The sequence below is a fragment of the Staphylococcus sp. HMSC059F04 genome, assembly GCF_001812565.1.
In the GTDB taxonomy this organism is placed as follows: domain Bacteria; phylum Bacillota; class Bacilli; order Staphylococcales; family Staphylococcaceae; genus Staphylococcus; species Staphylococcus lugdunensis.
In genome coordinates, this window is the sequence record NZ_KV809472.1 from 103,326 (window position 1) to 123,588 (window position 20,263).

14 protein-coding genes are annotated in these 20,263 nt (G+C 33.3%); 12 read left to right on the forward strand and 2 right to left on the reverse strand.

Features of this window, described 5'->3' with window-relative positions:
• Nucleotides 1–216 precede the first annotated feature (216 nt).
• Both HMPREF2864_RS08560 and HMPREF2864_RS08565 read right to left on the reverse strand, forming a co-directional pair.
• A complete protein-coding gene (locus HMPREF2864_RS08560) occupies nucleotides 217–2,823 on the reverse strand; it encodes a YfhO family protein (RefSeq protein ID WP_083300144.1) in 2,607 nt (868 codons plus the stop codon).
• Between the two features lie 4 nt (nucleotides 2,824–2,827).
• Complete coding sequence (locus HMPREF2864_RS08565) at nucleotides 2,828–5,419, reverse strand: YfhO family protein (RefSeq protein WP_070545132.1); 2,592 nt, start codon at nucleotides 5,417–5,419, stop codon at nucleotides 2,828–2,830.
• 255 nt (nucleotides 5,420–5,674) lie between these two features.
• On the opposite strand from HMPREF2864_RS08565, the gene ylqF reads away from it, so the two are divergent.
• From ylqF to hslU, 12 genes are all read left to right on the forward strand, one after another.
• Complete coding sequence (gene ylqF / locus HMPREF2864_RS08570) at nucleotides 5,675–6,559, forward strand: ribosome biogenesis GTPase YlqF (RefSeq protein WP_002493074.1); 885 nt, start codon at nucleotides 5,675–5,677, stop codon at nucleotides 6,557–6,559.
• A complete protein-coding gene (locus HMPREF2864_RS08575; protein ID WP_070545130.1) occupies nucleotides 6,543–7,310 on the forward strand; it encodes a ribonuclease HII in 768 nt (255 codons plus the stop codon). Before ylqF ends, HMPREF2864_RS08575 begins: the two co-directional genes overlap by 17 nt.
• Nucleotides 7,311–7,420: 110 nt before the next feature.
• Complete coding sequence (gene sucC, locus HMPREF2864_RS08580) at nucleotides 7,421–8,587, forward strand: ADP-forming succinate--CoA ligase subunit beta (protein WP_070545128.1); 1,167 nt, start codon at nucleotides 7,421–7,423, stop codon at nucleotides 8,585–8,587.
• Nucleotides 8,588–8,608: 21 nt separating this feature from the next.
• Nucleotides 8,609–9,517, forward strand: a complete 909-nt coding sequence (gene sucD, locus HMPREF2864_RS08585) for a succinate--CoA ligase subunit alpha (RefSeq protein WP_002478289.1) — start codon at nucleotides 8,609–8,611, stop codon at nucleotides 9,515–9,517.
• Nucleotides 9,518–9,713: 196 nt separating this feature from the next.
• Nucleotides 9,714–10,862: a LysM peptidoglycan-binding domain-containing protein gene (locus tag HMPREF2864_RS08590; protein WP_070545126.1), complete on the forward strand. Its 1,149-nt coding sequence runs from the start codon at nucleotides 9,714–9,716 to the stop codon at nucleotides 10,860–10,862.
• A 13-nt stretch (nucleotides 10,863–10,875) separates the two neighbouring features.
• Nucleotides 10,876–12,111: an aminoacyltransferase gene (locus HMPREF2864_RS08595; RefSeq protein WP_070545124.1), complete on the forward strand. Its 1,236-nt coding sequence runs from the start codon at nucleotides 10,876–10,878 to the stop codon at nucleotides 12,109–12,111.
• A gap of 658 nt (nucleotides 12,112–12,769) precedes the next feature.
• Nucleotides 12,770–13,642, forward strand: coding sequence for a DNA-processing protein DprA (dprA, locus tag HMPREF2864_RS08600; protein WP_141743513.1), 873 nt, complete (start codon nucleotides 12,770–12,772; stop codon nucleotides 13,640–13,642).
• A gap of 165 nt (nucleotides 13,643–13,807) precedes the next feature.
• On the forward strand, nucleotides 13,808–15,883 hold the full coding sequence (topA, locus tag HMPREF2864_RS08605) for a type I DNA topoisomerase (protein ID WP_172412355.1): 2,076 nt from the start codon (nucleotides 13,808–13,810) through the stop codon (nucleotides 15,881–15,883).
• Between the two features lie 51 nt (nucleotides 15,884–15,934).
• Complete coding sequence (gene trmFO, locus HMPREF2864_RS08610; RefSeq protein ID WP_070545122.1) at nucleotides 15,935–17,242, forward strand: FADH(2)-oxidizing methylenetetrahydrofolate--tRNA-(uracil(54)-C(5))-methyltransferase TrmFO; 1,308 nt, start codon at nucleotides 15,935–15,937, stop codon at nucleotides 17,240–17,242.
• A 131-nt stretch (nucleotides 17,243–17,373) separates the two neighbouring features.
• Nucleotides 17,374–18,267 carry a tyrosine recombinase XerC gene (gene xerC, locus HMPREF2864_RS08615; RefSeq protein ID WP_002459293.1) on the forward strand — a complete coding sequence of 298 codons (894 nt, stop codon included), beginning with the start codon at nucleotides 17,374–17,376 and terminating at the stop codon, nucleotides 18,265–18,267.
• Nucleotides 18,268–18,810 carry an ATP-dependent protease subunit HslV gene (gene hslV / locus HMPREF2864_RS08620; RefSeq protein WP_002459292.1) on the forward strand — a complete coding sequence of 181 codons (543 nt, stop codon included), beginning with the start codon at nucleotides 18,268–18,270 and terminating at the stop codon, nucleotides 18,808–18,810.
• A gap of 46 nt (nucleotides 18,811–18,856) precedes the next feature.
• Entirely contained in the window at nucleotides 18,857–20,260 is a 1,404-nt protein-coding gene (gene hslU / locus HMPREF2864_RS08625) for an ATP-dependent protease ATPase subunit HslU (RefSeq protein WP_002459291.1), read from the forward strand.
• Nucleotides 20,261–20,263: the final 3 nt, after the last annotated feature.

A 20,263-nucleotide genomic window follows, 5' to 3' on the forward strand; every position in this document is an offset into this window, starting at 1 on the left:
GGTTAGTGTAATGCTTGTCATATACAAAAACTTCCAGCCTCATGTATGGTTTGCAGAGGCTGGAAGTTTTTCAATTTGAAATAGGCTATAAAAGTGCTCATAGAATAAAAAGTCACAGATACATGTTAATATTTAGTCCTATAATAAGGAGCGGAACAGACTTGATTATGAATCTGTGCCGCTCCTTATAAATTTTAGGTTTTCTGTCCCGGTTTGTTATACTTTTCTTTTAACCCAAAAACGAAATGCAATACTTAAAAATATTCCAAGTATACTCATGATGAAAAGTAAATGCCAGTGTGGAGGTGTATAGGTTAATCTGATATTTGTGTCTCCTTTGTTAACTGGAATTGCTGTCATAATACCATTTACTTTCTTAACATCTTCGTTGCGACCATTCACAGTAGCCTTCATGCCATCTGCATAAACCATAGGGAGAACGACATAGCCAGATGTTGATTTTGATTTCGAAATCGTATAACCGTTTTTATTTTCTTTTACACTAACAGCTTTTAAGTCTTTTGCTGATTGTTGCAAGGACGAATAATCTTCGCCATATATTCCTTTAACTGATAAGCGATAAGTTCCTTGAGATAGATGTATATTTAGCTTATCAGCCGCTTTTATACGCATCGTGACCGGTGTAACAAAGCGACGATATTTGTAAGTTAATTCATTACGATCTTGGACATATTCATTTACACCAACTTCATGATTTTTATCAGGTGTGAGCAACTCAACATCCATTTCAACATATAAATCTTTATATTTTTTAGCTACGTTTTTAGGTAAAGTATACGTAACGCCACCGTTATTTTTATCTACTTTTAAACGAGAATGATTTAGCCAAGTTGCATTATGAGTAGACCGCTTTGCTTCATCTATTAAATTTTGATTAGCTTTAAACGCTGTGTTTGCTTTAATTGAACCATCGCTAGGGACGATGCCTTGTAACATGGCTTGCTCTCTATCTAACGGTGATTTTAAATCTGACGCATTAAATACTTTATTTGTTACATGAGTTGCAGGATAATTTATTGTGTTTTTAGAATGGATTAATGTATCATTACCGTTTTTAATAGTGTCTATCTTTTTAAATCCATAGGGTATATTGAGATCATTTGGATGTCTAAAACGATCTTGAACATTCCAGAGTGCTTCTAAATTCGCACGATTACTCAAATAACGATATGTACTATTTTTATCAACCGGCATATTGATTTGCATAAGATGATCATAGTAGTTTAAGATACTTCCATCAAAAATACTTGAATATAAGGATATGCCGTTATAATGATAAATAAATGGTGAGTTTAAAGCATAGAATGACATATAATCAATACGATGTAGTGGATTGTTATTTTTGTGATTAATCTGCTGAATTACTTTTGCAAGCTTCGTATTATAATAACTTGGATCTGTGATCGTTGACATCGTCGTTGAGTATGGACCTATCGTACGTTTACTTGATTCAATTGTCATCACGACTTGTTGAACAAAGAAGATGACAACGATACCAAGTAAAACCAATGGATGATAAAGCCATTTTTTTCTCCAAACTAACAAGGCTAAGATAATAATAAGTATGAGTGAGATTAGCATCCAATTGACAAAATGTTCCGCTAATAGATATCGACATAACCCAAAGATAAATACAGGAATAGCAGCAAAGCAATACTGTTTTATCGATAATTCTGATATATGTTGGATATATAAAGCCATTAAAGCACTTGTTGAAAGCACTAAGAAGTATACCCAACGCCTTTGAGGCAATGAAAAGCCATTAAATGCGCTATCAAAATATTGTGTTAATGATCCGATTAATAAAAACCAAGTGATGATCGCGAATAATTTATAATAATAATGCTTATACAACTTGAAGCTCAACAAAGCGACAAGTGCAATAATCGAAATTGTGATGTAAAAGCCATTAGAAAAAATATAATAATTATCCTGTGTTAAATCAGTAAACAGACTGATTTTAAAATCAGAGTTTTGTTGTCTGTCATTATTTAAAAAGGATGATACTCCCGTATAAAAGCCAATGATACTTGAAAATAGTGCTAGTATCGTACCAAACATAAGTAGATAAAACTTTTGCCAACGTGTAACGATATCATAGCGATATTCAAAAATAATACGTAATAAGAAATATATTCCTAAAACAATCGCTTGATAATAACTAAAATAGAAATTAGAAAATAATGTTATAGCTATTGCGACGATAAAAACGCCTATCTTACCACGTTGAAAAAATCTTTCCATCCCCCACAATGAGAGTGGTAAAAAAATTAATAAATCTCCATAAAATGACCACGTGAAATTATAATAAAGACCAACAGTTGATGCGCCATATAAAATCGTGGCTATCATCAAGGGTGCTTGTTTTAATTTTAAATATCTAAAATAATAAAATGCACAAATAAATGTCAATAGTGAACGACCTAAAGCAACAATAAGTTGATTGAATGGCCAAAATCCAATGACATGAGGATTCCAATGTAATAAGCGTTCGCCCAACCATATCATGATAAAGTTACACCACATTGTTGGCGATAGCGAATAATAATAGGCAAGACTTTTAACATAATCGCCACCCAAACCAAATGAGTGATCATAAAATCCTTTTAATTGTGTGTAATGTTCATATAAATACATTTGAAAAGGCATCATTTGTCTAAAACCATCACCAACACCACTAAATACATATCCCTTACTTATCCAATCTTTAATAAAAGGAAAATAAATGATTAGTGTTGCTATAAATGAGATTAAAGTGATCATTACAAATGTCTTCATCGCTTGAACAGTTCTTTTTTGCATCACGTTATTCCTCATCTTTCCTTTTTTTAGTGAAAATACGTGTGATCATTATGCTACAAAGGATACTTATTGATGATAACAGCAGCATGACTATCCAATGTGGTGGTAAATATTTAATGATAATTGAAGTTGTACTTTTCTTAACAGGAATACCTGTCATCATGGTGTTTACTCTGATTGGATTGATACGTTTACCATCTACATACGCCATCATACCTTTACGATAAGGTATATTAACAACCGCCATTCCTTGTGAATGTGGAGCTAAAGTAATACGAACGCCATCTTGAATATCTTGATAACGATGGTCAAAATTAGCTTGACGATGCGTCTGAACTAACTTATGATAATTTTCACCATGTAACGAAATTAACTTCATATCAAATGTACCAGAAGGTGTGAGCTGAATGCTAATATTACCATTCTCATCAGGTTGTGTGCGATACAATTGTGTGTTGACGCCTGTGCGATACGTAGATTGATTATACAACCTGTGATTAACATAACCATTGATAGCTACACTATAATTACTATCGGGTTGACCACGTTTAATATACATAGTGAGATAAAAATCAGTGTAGTGTTGACGTATTGATTTGGGTAAATGTAATTTAATCGTGCCACCTTGTTGGCTGTTTACTTTTATATGTTTATTAGATAAGCATTGAATATGTTGGGATGATTGTGAAACTTTATTTAATAAATTTTTACTGTGCTTATGATAATTGTTTCCACCATTATGTACAATGACACCATCTAACATGGCATGTTCTCTATCAATCGAAGTTTTTATTGACTGGTCATTATAAAGATGGTTGGTCACTTTCACTGCAGGTAAATTCAATTTATTTTCATATATGGCATATTGTCCACTTGATTTTATCTTTTGAAAATAGGCAGGTAAATTATTTTGATAATCTTTTAACATCATATAACGAACAGAGAATAAACTTGCAATATTTTGACGTCCATTAGTAGATTGATAACGACTTAATGATTCTTCGGCTAAATTAATTTTCAAGTCATCATAATATAAATCTAAAATATTATGATGAAAAATACTTGAATACAGACTTAAGCCTTTAAACTTCTGATACATAGGTGTATTATCTTGCTCATTGACACGCCAATCAATACGCTCCCATGGCTCTTTTGTATGTGTCATATATGATAAAAGCTGCCGTTGTAACTCAGAATTGTATAGGCTAGAATGGATATACATATTATTCGCACGCTGTTCGTGATCTTTAAAATAAATTTGATTTTTAATAAAAACAGCAGAAACAAGAATGCTTAATGAAATAATGGAAAATACATAAATCTGCTTTATTATTAAACGTGATGTAGCATCTTTTATGATTAGAGTGAATAATCCAATCAAAGAAACTATGGGCACTAAAACTAACCAAGGGACATATTGATGATAAACAATGACGCTAATAAAAACAGCTAATTGTGCTACAATATTTGTCCATATATACGTTTTTATACGAATTGTACTAAAATATTTTATAAACAGCCCGATAACCATTGCAGAATTAAACGCTAGTAAAAAATGCCAACGTTTTTGCGGTGCCGAAAAACCATTAAATATTTGATCTACGATAGGCATAAAATTAAAAAGGATAGTAATACACGTTAAAAATGCAAAAAGTCTAAAATAATAGTGCTTATATAGCTTAAATGTTAGCAATGCTTGTATCGTGATAAATAACAAGATGATTAAGTAATTCTCAATAAAGATATTATTATTAATATTTAAAGATTCGAATACAGGAACATGATCTTTATACGGAATACGGCGATTGTTAATATAACTTTGAGCACTATAATAAAACATAAATAAGGCATTAGCTAAACCTAGAAACGCGCACAATACAGATAACCATAAAGCTGTTATGCGTTTCATCCTATCATCTTTATGTGGAAAGGTGATGCGAATAAGCAAATAACCTGCACCAATGAGTAAAAAGTAATAGGCGAAATAAAAGTTATTTATCATGATGATGGTAATGGCTAAAATTAACAGACCTATCTTTTTTTGTTGTAGCATGTGTTCGATTGCATAAAGTAATAAAGGTAATCCGATAAATACATCACTAAAGAATGGCCAATAGACAGTAAAACGATAATACAATGGTGACATAACAAAGAGAAAAGCAATTAAACTACTGTTCACTCGATGTTTAACAATTCGCATACTAAATAAATATGTAACAAGCATCGCAATTGTAGCTTTGACAATTGATATAACAATTGCATTTATGGTCCAAAAAGTAACATTTCCGGTAGGTAACGATACTATTAAGTTAGTAATATATATTATGATGGCATTTATAATGAACAATAAATTAGTTGAAAAATAGTAACTTAAATCGCTAAAAAAGTCTCCTCCTAGACCAAAGTCAGTAGCATAGAAAAATTGACCTTGACTCCATTTGTCATACAGATACATTTGCATTGGAATCATTTGTTCTATGCCATCATTTGGACCAGTAAACAAAATACCATCGTGAATGAAGCGGTAAAGAATATATGTATGTCCAATAATAGCAAGTGTTAAAAATAGCATAATCATGAGTAACTTTTTTGTCATAACTTAGCCTCGATTAAGTCAATTTGTTATTGTCTTTTTTGACTCTGTTTAAATTGTAGGGGATGCTGGTTACGATGAAAAGTATTTGTACTTAGGAGTATGCATTTAAACATAACATTAAATTTTTACTATTACAGTTAAATTCTATAAAATAAAAGTGATAGTTGACATAAATTCTTTCTCAATGTTGGGAAGCACTGTGAATATACAGTATAATCAAACAGTTAACAATACATAGGAAGTAAGGTGACAATGATGGCAATACAATGGTATCCAGGACACATGGCAAAAGCAAAAAGGGAAGTGACGGAACAACTAAAAAAAGTAGACGTGGTGTTTGAATTAGTAGATGCAAGAATACCATATAGCTCAAGAAATCCAATGATAGATGATGTCATCAAACAAAAGCCACGTGTGGTTATTTTAAACAAAAAAGATATGACTAACTTAAAAGAAATGTCAAAGTGGGAACACTATTTTGTTGAACAAGGATTCTATCCAGTTGCTGTAGATGCAAAACATGGTAAAAATTTAAAAGGTGTTGAAGCAGCAGCGATCGAAGCAACCAAAGATAAATTTGCGAAAGAACAAGCTAAAGGTCTTAAACCAAGAGCAATAAGGGCAATGATTGTAGGCATACCCAATGTAGGGAAATCGACATTAATTAATAAACTCGCGCGCAAAAATATTGCGCAAACAGGTAATAAACCAGGTGTTACAAAGCAACAACAATGGATTAAAGTTGGAAAAGTATTGCAATTACTTGATACACCAGGTATTTTATGGCCAAAATTTGAAGATGAACTTGTAGGTAAAAAGCTCAGCTTAACAGGTGCAATCAAAGATAGTATTGTACATTTAGATGATGTAGCTATCTTCGGACTTAATTTTCTTATCCAACATGATATCGAAACATTGCGCCAACATTATCATATTTCTGTAGAAGAAGACGCAGCAATTTTGGAATGGTTTGATGCAATTGGACGGCGTCGAGGATTATTACAAAAAGGAAACGAAGTCGATTATGAAGCAGTAATTGAATTGCTCATTAATGATTTACGCAATGCCAAAATGGGTACCTACTGTTTTGATTTATATTCAGAAATGAAAAGGGATATTGCACATGAAAATAACGATTAAAGAAGCTAAAGCGCAGTTAAATAAGGTAACAACATTAGAAGCACTTTCAAATCATGCTTTACACTTTGATGAACGTAAAGGTATACAGCAAGCAATTCGTGTTAGACAGCGCCAACTTGAAAAAGAGTTAAAGTTAGAGCAGGATTATCAGAGAATGATGAAGTATGAACAAGAAATATTGCAGCAACAACCAGACGCTATAATATGTGGTATCGATGAAGTAGGTCGAGGTCCATTAGCTGGGCCAGTAGTTGCATCTGCGGTCATTTTAAATGCAAATCATCATTATTTAGGATTAAATGATTCAAAGAAAGTTTCGGCGGTCAATAGAGCACAGCTGAATCAAGATTTAATGGCTAATGTTAGGGGTTATGCCTATGGAATTGCTTCAGCAGCTGAAATTGATCAATTAAACATCTATAGAGCAACGCAAGTAGCGATGCAACGTGCTATTAATCAACTACAAGTTCGTCCAACACATTTATTAATTGATGCAATGTCAATAGATAGTACGATTTCACAAACAGCTATCATCAAAGGAGATGCCAAAAGTGTATCCATTGCTGCAGCGAGTATTATGGCAAAAGAATATCGTGATCATTTAATGCGTGACTACGCACAAGTATATCCATATTATGGATTTGATAAAAATGTAGGATATGGTACAAAAGCACATTTAGCAGGTTTAGAACAATATGGTGTCACACCTATACACCGAAGAACCTTTGAACCAGTTAAATCTATGTTATAATTATTAGAATTTTAAATAAATTGCAAAAAGTAAATGACTTACAGTTTACAATAGCGCTTTCATTTTTTATAATTGAGTAGAACTTAACCTAAGAAACAGGAGGATGGAAGATGAATATCCACGAGTATCAAGGTAAAGAAATATTTCGTTCTATGGGCGTAGCTGTTCCAGAAGGACGTGTTGCATTTACTGCTAAAGAAGCGGTGGAAAAAGCGAAAGAATTAAATTCAGATGTATATGTGGTTAAAGCACAGATCCACGCTGGGGGTAGAGGTAAAGCAGGTGGTGTTAAAATTGCTAAATCACTTTCTGAAGTTGAAACATACGCAAATGAATTATTAGGTAAACAATTGGTAACGCATCAAACTGGTCCAGAAGGTAAAGAAGTGAAACGCTTATATATAGAACAAGGTTGCGATATTCAAAAAGAGTATTATGTTGGTTTTGTTATTGACCGTGCAACCGATCGTATCACTTTAATGGCTTCTGAAGAGGGCGGTACTGAAATTGAAGAAGTAGCTGCAAAAACACCAGAAAAAATCTTTAAAGAAACGATTGACCCAGTGGTAGGTTTATCGCCTTACCAAGCGCGTCGAATTGCATTTAATATTAATATTCCTAAAGAATCTATCAACAAAGCTGCAAAATTTTTAATTTCTTTATATAACGTATTTATAGAAAAAGATTGTTCTATTGTGGAAATTAACCCGTTGGTAACAACTGGAGACGGTGAAGTATTAGCTTTAGATGCTAAAATTAACTTTGATGATAATGCATTATTCAGACATAAAGATATTCAAGAATTACGTGATTTAGAAGAAGAAGATCCAAAAGAAATCGAAGCATCTAAATATGACTTATCATACATCGCATTAGATGGAGATATCGGTTGTATGGTTAACGGTGCTGGTTTAGCAATGGCAACAATGGATACAATTAATCATTTTGGTGGAAATCCAGCTAACTTCCTAGACGTAGGTGGCGGTGCTACGAAAGAAAAAGTTACTGAAGCTTTTAAAATTATCTTAGGTGATGACAATGTTAAAGGTATCTTTGTAAACATTTTCGGAGGAATTATGAAATGTGACGTTATTGCAGAAGGTATTGTAGCAGCAGTGAAAGAAGTAGAATTAACTTTACCATTAGTTGTGCGCTTAGAAGGTACGAATGTTAAACGCGGTAAAGAGATTTTAAATGATTCAGGTTTAGCAATCGAGCCAGCAGCTACTATGGCTGAAGGTGCTCAAAAAATTGTTAAGCTTGTTAAAGAAGCGTAAGGAAAGGATGGGAACACTAAGATGAGTGTATTTATAGATAAGAATACTAAAGTAATGGTGCAAGGTATTACAGGGTCTACTGCCCTTTTCCATACAAAACAAATGCTTGATTATGGTACACAAATTGTCGCAGGGGTAACACCGGGTAAAGGTGGACAAGTTGTTGAAGGCGTACCAGTATATAACACTGTAGCTGAAGCTAAACAAGAGACAGGTGCTAACGTATCTGTAGTATACGTACCAGCTCCATTTGCAGCAGACTCTATTTTAGAAGCAGCAGATGCCGATTTAGATATGGTAATCTGTATCACGGAACATATTCCTGTAGTGGATATGGTCAAAGTGAAACGATATTTAGAAGGCAGAAAAACACGTTTAGTAGGACCAAACTGTCCAGGCGTTATTACTGCTGATGAATGTAAAATTGGTATTATGCCAGGCTATATTCATAAAAAAGGTCATGTTGGTGTCGTATCACGGTCTGGGACATTAACTTACGAAGCAGTTCATCAATTAACTGAAGAAGGTATTGGTCAAACAACTGCTGTAGGCATTGGTGGTGACCCAGTTAATGGAACAAACTTTATCGATGTACTTAAGGCATTTAATGATGACGAAGAAACTAAAGCGGTTGTTATGATTGGTGAAATCGGTGGTACTGCGGAAGAAGAAGCAGCAGAATGGATTAAAGCAAATATGACTAAACCAGTTGTTGGTTTTGTTGGTGGTCAAACGGCCCCTCCAGGAAAACGTATGGGACATGCTGGTGCAATTATTTCAGGAGGAAAAGGAACTGCAGCTGAAAAAATTAAAACATTAAATAGCTGTGGCGTGAAAACAGCTGATACACCATCTGAAATTGGTACAACATTAATTGCAGCTGCTAAAGAAGCAGGCATTTATGAACAATTATTAACAATAGATAAATAACTGTCTAATAAAGATAATATTTGATTAGCAGATAGATGACTAATAAGCCATCTATCTGTTTTTTTGTTGGGCATTTAATCTTAAAGAGTAATACTTAGATTTTATTTTTGTCACATATACAAACTACAAAGTTGATTATATATCTTAAAGTGATATTATAATGTTGTAAACAATATTAACAAGAAGGTAGATCATCATGGAAAGACAACAACTATATTGTAAAAAAGTTATCAATCCCAAAGTATTGATAACTAGCTTAATTTTTTCTGCTAGTTTTCTAATGATAGGAGAATTAAATCATGCATGGGCAGCAGAAGAAACTGTAAATAGTCAAAAGAATATTAATGTAAATAATACAATTAATTTAGTTGAAAAAAATTCACTAAAATCTGTAGACGATAAAGCAAGCTATAAAGAAACTATTAATAATAAAATTTCTGTTTTTAATAATGAAAATAAAAAAGGAAATTTAATAGGTAATAAAACTAAAAAAAGAAATATTATAGTGAATTATAGCGACTCGAAACATAATCAAAAGACGACAAAGAATAATAAATTTAAATTATCCAATGATTATTTAAATAGAAAAGATAGAAATAATACTAATATCAAAATAACTAAATCTAAAGATTCAAAAGAAAAACCGCAAAAACAATTGTTGAATAAAACATTTAGTAATAGTGGCTTAGTCGGTTTTAGATCTGCTGAAAACTATAATGAAAGAACTCAAAATTATGTTGTGAAAAAAGGAGATTATTTAGGAGCTATCGCAAAAAAATTTAATACAACTGTTTCCAAAATACAAAAATTAAATAATATTAAAAATCCTAATTTTATATTAATAGGGCAAGTTTTGAAAGTTCCTTTCATTTCAAGCAATAATTCTAGTACTAATACCAATAGAAGAAATAATAGCTCTAGTACACTTAATTATTTGAATAGTTTAGCTTATAAAGGCTGGGACTTTGATGGTGCATATGGTAACCAATGTTTTGATTTAGTTAATGTTTATTGGAATCACTTATATGGTCATGGCTTACGTGGATATGGAGCAAAAGATATACCTTTTGCAAATAACTTTAGAGGAGAAGCTACAGTATATAGAAATACACCTACTTTTAAAGCAGAACTAGGAGATGTTGCTGTTTTTAGTGGTCGATATGGTGGAGGCTTTGGTCATACTGCGATAGTTTTAAATGGCAATTATGATGGAAAACTAATGAAATTTCAAAGTTTAGATCAAAACTGGTATGGTGGTGATTCTAGAAGAGCTGATATCGCACATAAGGTAGTTCATAACTATGATTATGATATGTATTTCATCAGACCATACAAAAAAGCATAAAAGGTAGGGAACAATGAATTTTACAACTTTGACTTGTGAGGAGTTTAATACCTATGCATCAAAACACTTCTCACATTATACTCAATCAATACAACTATATGAATATCGTAAGCAGCAGCATAAAGGCGTTCATCTCGTTGGTGTGAAAAATATTTATGGGGAAGTTATAGCAGCATGTCTATTAACAGAAGCACGGGTACTCAAAATATTTAAATATTTTTATAGTCATCGTGGACCTGTGATGGATTATAATGACTTATCGCTTGTTAAATTTTTCTTTAAGCATCTTACGCGCTACCTAAAGAAACAGCGTGGTTTATTTGTTCTTATTGACCCTTATATTTTAGAAAATATTCGTAATGCAGAGGGGGAAATTATTCATACGTATAACAATGAAAAGTTGATCGATACGATGCACCGTTTAGGATATGAACATCAAGGTTTTAGCGTTGGATACTCCGATATGAGCCAAATTAGATGGCATTCAGTACTTAATTTACAACAAAAATCTGAAGATCAATTGTTAAAAGAAATGTCTTATCAAACAAGACGTAATATTAACAAAACCTTTGAAATGGGTGTTGAAGTCATTACCTTACCTATAGAAGAGACGGATAGATTTTATCGATTGTTTAAAATGGCTGAAGAAAAACATGGCTTCAATTTCAGAGAAGAGTCATACTTTGAAGAAATGCAAAAGATTTATCATGACAATGGATTTATTAAATTAGCGTATATCAATTTAGCTGATTATTTGACGCGGCTTGAAAAACAACGACAAAAATTAATAGTATTATTAAACGATGTAAAAGAAACTTTAGAAATTAATCCAAATTCTAAGAAAAGTAAAACAAAATATCAACAGTTAACACAACAATTAGCGAGTATCGATAAAAATATTGCTAAAACTCAAGATTTACAACAGGAAGATGGTAATATTCTTGATTTAGCAGCTGCATTATATGTCTATAACAATCATGAGATGTATTATTTATCAAGTGGTTCAAATCCTAAATATAACCAATATATGGGGGCATATCGTTTACAATGGGATATGATTTGTTTTGCCAAGTCTCATCATATTCATCGTTATAATTTTTATGGTATAACAGGTGATTTTAGTTCACAGGCGGAGGATTATGGTGTGCAACAATTTAAAAAAGGCTTTAATGCGTTTGTAGAGGAATATATTGGCGATTTCATTAAGCCTTTGCGACCATGGTTGTATAAATTCTATTTAAGAAAATAGGATAATTTATAAAATGGACTAGAATTAAAATAAGCTTATTATAAGCGCATTTTCAATCCGGTCAACTACTGCCAATATGGAGATAAGAGCCTAAAGCACAATCATTAAGTTTTAGGTTCTTCTTTATTTACAAGACTTTGAATTATCGACTTGTATAGAAGATAGCCGCACCCCAACTTGCTTTGTTTGTCGAATTTCATTTCGAAATTCTCTCTGTTGGGGCCCCACCCCAACTTGCTTTGTTTGTCGAATTTCTTCTCGAAATCCTCTCTGTTGGGACCCCTTTAAATAAGGCCTTTTTGTCTCATTTATAAACTAAATGAATGAGGTGTTTTATGAATAAGAGTCAATATAGGCTGCCAATAGAAACTTCAATTTTAATACTTTCAAATGATGTTTCATATCATATTAACTATATTGTGGAGATAATATTGAAGAAAAGGTTTTGGCATCACAATTTTAATCTGTTACTTTTATTTTTAGACTGTTTATTTTATGTAGATGCATCACAATCAGTCATTTAAATAGAAGAAACTGATATAGAAATAAGCATTTTTACTTGTTTCAATTAGATTAAATTAAAGCTAGAATTGTTAAACAATTGAGATATAGATTGTTGCATTGGCAAGTTATAATGAGTAAAAAAGGAAGTGGCCTAGTGGACGATATTGTTTTATTAAAATTACGTTATAGTGGTATACAAGCGCCTCAATTTCAACGGCTTATACATGCGTACCCTAACTTTTTATCATTTTCAGAGGATGATTTACTTAATTTATTATCGAAGACAGAAATTAAAAAATGGTTCGGAGACATAGCTGCACAATACAAACGGATTTCTGAAGATTATATTTTAACATCATTATACGATGCCTCTGTCAAATTTATCACTATCAATAGCCAATGTTATTCTACCTTATTAAAAGAAATTTATGATTTTCCACCAATCCTATTTTATCGTGGTGATATTTCACTCCTTAATTCAAACACTACATTAGCCGTTGTCGGTTCTCGTAAAGCCACAAGTTATTCCTACAAAGCTTTAGACTTTTTATTTAGCGAATTTAATCGTCGTTTCACGATTGTTTCAGGTTTAGCCAAAGGAGCCGATAGCATGGCACACGAATTAGCTATACAACACCATCATGCGACAATCGCAGTGCTTGGATTTGGACATCTCACACATTATCCTAAAGAAACATATATTTTACGTCAAAAAATTGAAGCACATCACTTATCAATCAGTGAATATTTACCTTTCGAACCAGTAACGAAATATCATTTTCCACAACGAAATCGCTTAATAAGCGGTATTTCTAAAGGTGTACTGATTACCGAAGCTGAAAAACGTAGTGGTAGTCAGATTACAATCGCACATGCACTTGACCAAAATAGAAATGTTTATGTTCTTCCAGGAGATCTATTTAATCCACTTACACAAGGTAATTTATACCGTGCACGAGAAGGAGCGTGTATTGTCACTGGAGCTGAAGATATTTTAATGGATTATGATATTAATAAAGTTTTTTGAAATTATTAAATAATGTGTGCTCAGATAGAAAAAATATAGTATCTTAATTTATGCAATTTTTTTAACAATATCGTTATAAAATGAAAAATAGAACATTAAAAGATTGACAAAAACAAAATTAAGCGTTTATCATTTATCTTTAGTAATTAGTTCAGCGAGGGGGAAATCACTTTGGCAGATAATTTAGTCATTGTTGAATCGCCTGCAAAAGCAAAAACCATTGAAAAATATCTAGGTAAAAAATATAAAGTTATCGCTTCAATGGGACACGTACGTGACTTACCACGTAGCCAAATGGGCGTGGATGTTGATGATAACTTTGAACCGAAATATATAACGATACGCGGTAAAGGGCCGGTAGTAAAGGAATTAAAGAAATATGCGAAAAAAGCTAAAAAGGTTTTTCTTGCTAGTGACCCCGACCGTGAAGGTGAAGCGATTGCTTGGCATTTATCAAACATATTAGAACTTGAAGATTCAAAAGAAAATAGAGTCGTATTTAATGAAATTACAAAAGATGCGGTGAAAGAAAGCTTTAAACATCCACGAGATATTGAAATGGATTTAGTTGATGCGCAACAAGCACGACGTATTTTAGATCGACTTGTAGGATATAACATTTCACCTGTATTGTGGAAAAAGGTAAAAAAAGGATTGTCAGCAGGGCGTGTACAATCTGTTGCTTTAAGATTAGTCATAGACCGTGAAAATGAAATTCGCAATTTCAAACCAGAAGAATATTGGACAATTGAAGGTGAATTTAGATATCAAAAATCCAAATTCACGGCTAAATTTTTACATTATAAAAATAAACCATTTAAATTACAAAACAAAGATGACGTTAATAAAGTAACTGCTAAATTAGATGGTGACCAGTTTGAAATAACAAATGTGAATAAAAAGGAAAAAACTAGAAATCCAGCACAACCTTTTACAACTTCAACATTGCAACAAGAAGCAGCGCGTAAATTAAATTTCAAAGCGCGTAAAACAATGATGATTGCACAACAATTATATGAAGGTATAGATTTAAAACGGCAAGGTACTGTTGGTTTAATCACGTATATGCGTACAGATTCTACTAGAATATCAGACGCTGCTAAAAATGAAGCTAAATCATATATTACAGAGAATTATGGCAGCAATTATGTATCTAAGCGTCAAGCCAAAGGTAAACAGGGGGACCAAGATGCCCATGAAGCAATTCGTCCTACAAGTGCAATGCGTACGCCTAATGAAATGAAATCATATTTATCAAGAGATCAACATCGTTTGTACAAATTAATTTGGGAACGTTTTGTTGCAAGCCAAATGGCCCCAGCGATACTTGATACCGTTGCCTTAGATGTAACGCAAAATGACATTAAATTTAGAGCGAACGGTCAAACGATTAAATTTAAAGGCTTTATGACATTATACGTAGAAGCAAAAGACGATAAAGAAAATGATAAAGAAAATAAATTGCCAAATCTTAAAGAAGGAGATAAAGTTACTGCAACTCAAATAGAGCCAGCACAACACTTTACTCAACCACCTCCACGTTATACCGAAGCTAGATTAGTCAAAACGTTAGAAGAATTAAAAATCGGTCGACCTTCAACATATGCGCCAACAATAGACACAATCCAAAAACGTAACTATGTCAAATTAGATAGTAAGCGTTTTGTGCCTACAGAATTAGGTGAAATTGTCTATGAGCAAGTGAAAGAATACTTCCCTGAAATCATTGATGTTGAATTTACAGTTAATATGGAAACATTATTAGACAAAATTGCGGAAGGCGATATGAAGTGGCGCAAGGTTATTGATGACTTTTATAATAGTTTTAAACTAGATGTCGCTAGAGCAGAAAAAGAAATGGAAAAAATAGAAATTAAAGATGAACCTGCTGGCGAGGATTGTGAAGTATGTGGGTCTCCAATGGTCATTAAAATGGGGCGTTATGGCAAATTTATGGCATGCTCTAATTTTCCAGATTGCCGTAACACTAAAGCGATTGTTAAAACAATTGGTGTTACATGTCCAACTTGTAAAAAAGGCGATGTTGTTGAAAGAAAATCTAAGAAAAATCGCATATTTTATGGTTGTTCTAATTATCCAGAATGTGATTTTATTTCATGGGATAAACCAATTGGAAGAGACTGTCCAAAATGTGAGCATTATTTAGTAGAGAAGAAAAAAGGACGCAGTAGTCAAGTAGTTTGTTCTAATTGTGATTATCAAGAAGAAGCTCAAAAATAGTATTATCAATAAAGCCTAAAAATAAAGTATGGCTAAAATAGGAGGATTGAAATGACACAAACAGTCAATGTGATTGGTGTTGGACTTGCAGGTTCTGAAGCTGCGTATCAATTAGCCCAACGCGGGATTAATGTCAATTTAATAGAGATGAGACCAGTGAAACAAACACCAGCGCATCATACAGATAAATTTGCTGAACTCGTGTGTTCCAATTCTTTACGTGGAAATGCATTAACAAATGCGGTAGGCGTGTTAAAAGAAGAAATGAGAAGGCTTGATTCGTTAATAATTAAAGCAGCGGATCAGGCTAAAGTCCCTGCTGGGGGGGCATTAGCAGTAGATAGACATGATTTTGCTGGTTATGTTACCGACGCATTACGCAGTCATCCCAATGTAACTGTATTGAATGAAGAAATAACACAAATTCCTGACGGGCATTCAATTATTGCCACCGGACCATTGACAACTTCAAGTTTAGCGCAAGAAATCGTTAATATAACTGGTAAAGATCAACTTTATTTTTATGATGCTGCTGCACCTATCATTGAAAAAGATTCAATTGATATGGACAAAGTATACTTAAAATCACGTTATGACAAAGGTGAAGCTGCTTATTTAAATTGTCCGATGACTGAAGAAGAATTCAACCGTTTTTATGATGCGGTATTAGCAGCAGAAGTTGCGCCAGTTAATGAATTTGAGAAAGAAAAATATTTTGAAGGATGTATGCCATTTGAAGTTATGGCAGAACGTGGGCGTAAAACATTACTATTTGGTCCAATGAAGCCGGTTGGGTTAGAAGATCCTAAGACTGGAAAACGCCCATTTGCAGTTGTGCAACTCAGACAAGATGATGCCGCAGGAACGCTTTACAATATTGTAGGGTTCCAAACGCATTTGAAATGGGGCGCACAAAAAGAGGTTATTCAATTAATTCCAGGGTTAGAAAATGTTGAAATTGTAAGATATGGTGTAATGCATAGAAATACTTTTATTAATTCGCCAGATGTACTCAATGAAAAATATGAACTTATTGGGAATGAACACATACAATTTGCTGGTCAAATGACTGGTGTTGAAGGATATGTTGAAAGTGCGGCGAGTGGTCTTGTTGCTGGCGTCAATTTAGCACATAAATTACTTGCAAAAGGTGAAGTGATTTTCCCTAGAGAAACGATGATTGGTAGCATGGCTTATTATATTTCGCATGCGAAAAATGACAAAAACTTCCAACCAATGAATGCTAATTTTGGCTTATTGCCGGTGCTTGAAAAGCGTATAAAAGATAAAAAAGAGCGGTATGAAACACTTGCAAACCGTGCATTAGAATATCTTGAAAAGTATAAAAAAACATTATAATTTATACAAAAACAAGTCTTAAATTGTAAACTAATTTTGACAAATTCTCAAAAAATTTTGAATAAAATATCAAATTATTTTAGCCCCCTTCATGTAATATGCTACAATGCATATGATGGAGGGGATTTTTGTTGAACGAGATTCAGAAAGCGTTTTTATATATGTTAAAAGTAGAAAGAAATTTCTCCGACCATACGATTAAGTCCTATCATGATGATTTGATGCAATTCAATGAATTTTTAGCACAAGAGATGTTGACTTTATCAACGTTTGAATATAAAGATGCTAGAAATTATTTGAGCTACTTGTATAATAAAAATTTGAAAAGAACAACAGTTTCACGCAAAATTTCGACGTTGCGTTCGTTCTATGAATATTGGATGACACAGGACGAAACTGTTATTAATCCATTTGTGCAGTTAGTACACCCTAAAAAAGAGCAGTACTTACCACAATTTTTTTATGAGGCAGAAATGGATGCACTTTTTGAAACGGTATTACACGATGCTAAAAAGGGATTACGTGATCGAGTAATATTAGAATTGCTTTATTCTACTGGAATGCGTGTTTCAGAACTTGTCCATATTAAGAAAATGGACATTGATTTAACATTGCCAGGAGTTAAAGTGCTAGGAAAAGGGAGCAAAGAGCGTTTTCTTCCTTTTGGAGAGTTTTGTAAGCAAAGCATAGAACAATACTTATTAGAATTTGGTCCTGTAAAACAGAATGACCATCCATTTTTATTAGTAAATATGAATGGACAACCGATAACTGAACGTGGTGTGCGCTATGTGTTAAATGATATTGTAAAACGTACGGCGGGTGTTACAGACATACACCCTCATAAACTACGCCATACCTTTGCAACGCATTTGCTTAATCAAGGCGCAGATTTACGGACAGTTCAGTCTTTATTAGGACATGTTAATTTATCGACGACAGGACGATATACACATGTTTCAAAAGATCAATTACGAAAAGTGTATTTAAATGCTCATCCTAGAGCAAAAAAGGAGCGTAATTAAATGAGTACATCAATACATGCAACAACAATATATGCTGTAAGACATAATGGTGAAGCAGCAATGGCTGGGGATGGCCAAGTGACGCTAGGGCAACAAGTCATCATGAAACAAACAGCACGAAAAGTTAGACGGTTATATGATGATAAAGTTTTAGCAGGATTTGCTGGAAGTGTCGCGGATGCCTTTACCTTATTTGAAAAATTCGAAACTAAATTACAACAATTTAGCGGTAATTTAGAACGTGCAGCTGTTGAGCTTGCCCAAGAATGGCGTGGTGATAAACAACTACGCCAATTAGAGGCAATGTTGATTGTTATGGATAAAAGTGGCATTTTAGTGGTGAGTGGTACAGGAGAAGTTATTGCACCTGATGATGACATTATTGCGATTGGTTCAGGTGGCAATTACGCATTAAGTGCTGGTCGCGCATTAAAACGCCATGCAGCACATTTGTCTGCTAAAGAAATGGCTTATGAAAGTCTTAAAGTAGCATCTGACATTTGCGTCTTTACTAATGATAATATCATTGTTGAAACACTATAAAAATAATACTACACATGATTTGAGTTAAATTGATGGAGGTAACAAAATGGATACAAATGGGATTAAACTTACACCCAAAGATATTGTTTCTCAACTTAATGAATACATCGTCGGTCAAGATGATGCTAAAAGAAAAGTAGCCATTGCTTTAAGAAATCGCTACAGACGAAGTTTATTAGATGAAGAAACAAAACAAGAAATCGCGCCTAAAAATATTTTAATGATTGGGCCAACTGGTGTGGGTAAAACGGAAATTGCTCGGCGCATGGCTAAAATTGTTGGTGCCCCGTTTATCAAAGTAGAAGCAACAAAATTTACTGAAGTTGGCTACGTGGGACGCGATGTTGAAAGCATGGTCAGAGATTTAGTAGACGTAGCAGTTAGATTAGTTAAAAATCAAAAGAAAGCCATGGTTAAAGATGAAGCTGTGGCCAAAGCAAATGATAAATTAGTTAAATTGCTAGTTCCAAGTATGAAGAAGAAAGCAGCACAAGGCAATAATCCTTTAGAAAATCTTTTTGGTGGCGCCATTCCAAATTTTGGAAATAACCAAGAAGATGAGGAAGAACCACCAACAGAAGAAATTAAAACTAAACGCTCTGAAATAAGACAGCAATTGCTAGCAGGAAAACTCGAAGACGAAAAGGTGCGCATTAAAGTAGAGCAAGATCCTGGGGCCTTAGGAATGCTTGGTACAAATCAAAATCAACAAATGCAGGACATGATGAATCAGTTGATGCCTAAGAAAAAGGTTGAACGAGAAGTGCCAGTAAAAGCAGCAAGAAATATTCTAGCCGATGATTTTGCCGATGAACTTATCGACCAAGAAACAGCCAATCAAGAAGCAATAGAACTTGCAGAACAGATGGGGATTATCTTCATTGATGAAATTGATAAAGTAGCTACAAATAATCAAAGTAGTGGCCAAGATGTTTCTCGTCAAGGCGTCCAAAGAGATATTTTACCAATACTTGAAGGTAGCATGATTCAAACTAAATATGGTACTGTTAATACTGAACATATGCTCTTTATTGGTGCTGGCGCGTTTCATGTCTCTAAACCTAGCGATTTGATTCCAGAATTACAAGGACGCTTTCCAATTAGAGTAGAACTCGAAAGTTTAACGGTTAATGATTTCTATCGTATATTAACTGAACCTAAACTTTCATTAGTTAAACAATATGAAGCATTATTGAAAACTGAGGAAGTAACTGTTAACTTTACAGATGGAGCTATTACGAAATTGGCAGAAATTGCGTATCAAGTTAATCAAGATACGGATAATATTGGTGCACGTCGCTTACACACAATTTTAGAAAAAATGCTTGAAGACTTATCATTTGAAGCACCAAATATGCCTAATGCAGTCGTCGATATTACACCGCAATACGTGGATGAAAAATTGAAGTCTATTTCAACAAACAAAGATTTAAGTGCATTTATTTTATAATAT

Bases quoted from the DNA above. Each gene is read 5' to 3' on its own strand.
- HMPREF2864_RS08560 (WP_083300144.1), bottom strand. From the start codon at position 2,823: ATGCAAAAAAGAACTGTTCAAGCGATGAAGACATTTGTAATGATCACT.
- HMPREF2864_RS08565 (WP_070545132.1), bottom strand. From the start codon at position 5,419: ATGACAAAAAAGTTACTCATGATTATGCTATTTTTAACACTTGCTATT.
- ylqF (WP_002493074.1), top strand. From the start codon at position 5,675: ATGGCAATACAATGGTATCCAGGACACATGGCAAAAGCAAAAAGGGAA.
- HMPREF2864_RS08575 (WP_070545130.1), top strand. From the start codon at position 6,543: ATGAAAATAACGATTAAAGAAGCTAAAGCGCAGTTAAATAAGGTAACA.
- sucC (WP_070545128.1), top strand. From the start codon at position 7,421: ATGAATATCCACGAGTATCAAGGTAAAGAAATATTTCGTTCTATGGGC.
- sucD (WP_002478289.1), top strand. From the start codon at position 8,609: ATGAGTGTATTTATAGATAAGAATACTAAAGTAATGGTGCAAGGTATT.
- HMPREF2864_RS08590 (WP_070545126.1), top strand. From the start codon at position 9,714: ATGGAAAGACAACAACTATATTGTAAAAAAGTTATCAATCCCAAAGTA.
- HMPREF2864_RS08595 (WP_070545124.1), top strand. From the start codon at position 10,876: ATGAATTTTACAACTTTGACTTGTGAGGAGTTTAATACCTATGCATCA.
- trmFO (WP_070545122.1), top strand. From the start codon at position 15,935: ATGACACAAACAGTCAATGTGATTGGTGTTGGACTTGCAGGTTCTGAA.
- hslV (WP_002459292.1), top strand. From the start codon at position 18,268: ATGAGTACATCAATACATGCAACAACAATATATGCTGTAAGACATAAT.
- hslU (WP_002459291.1), top strand. From the start codon at position 18,857: ATGGATACAAATGGGATTAAACTTACACCCAAAGATATTGTTTCTCAA.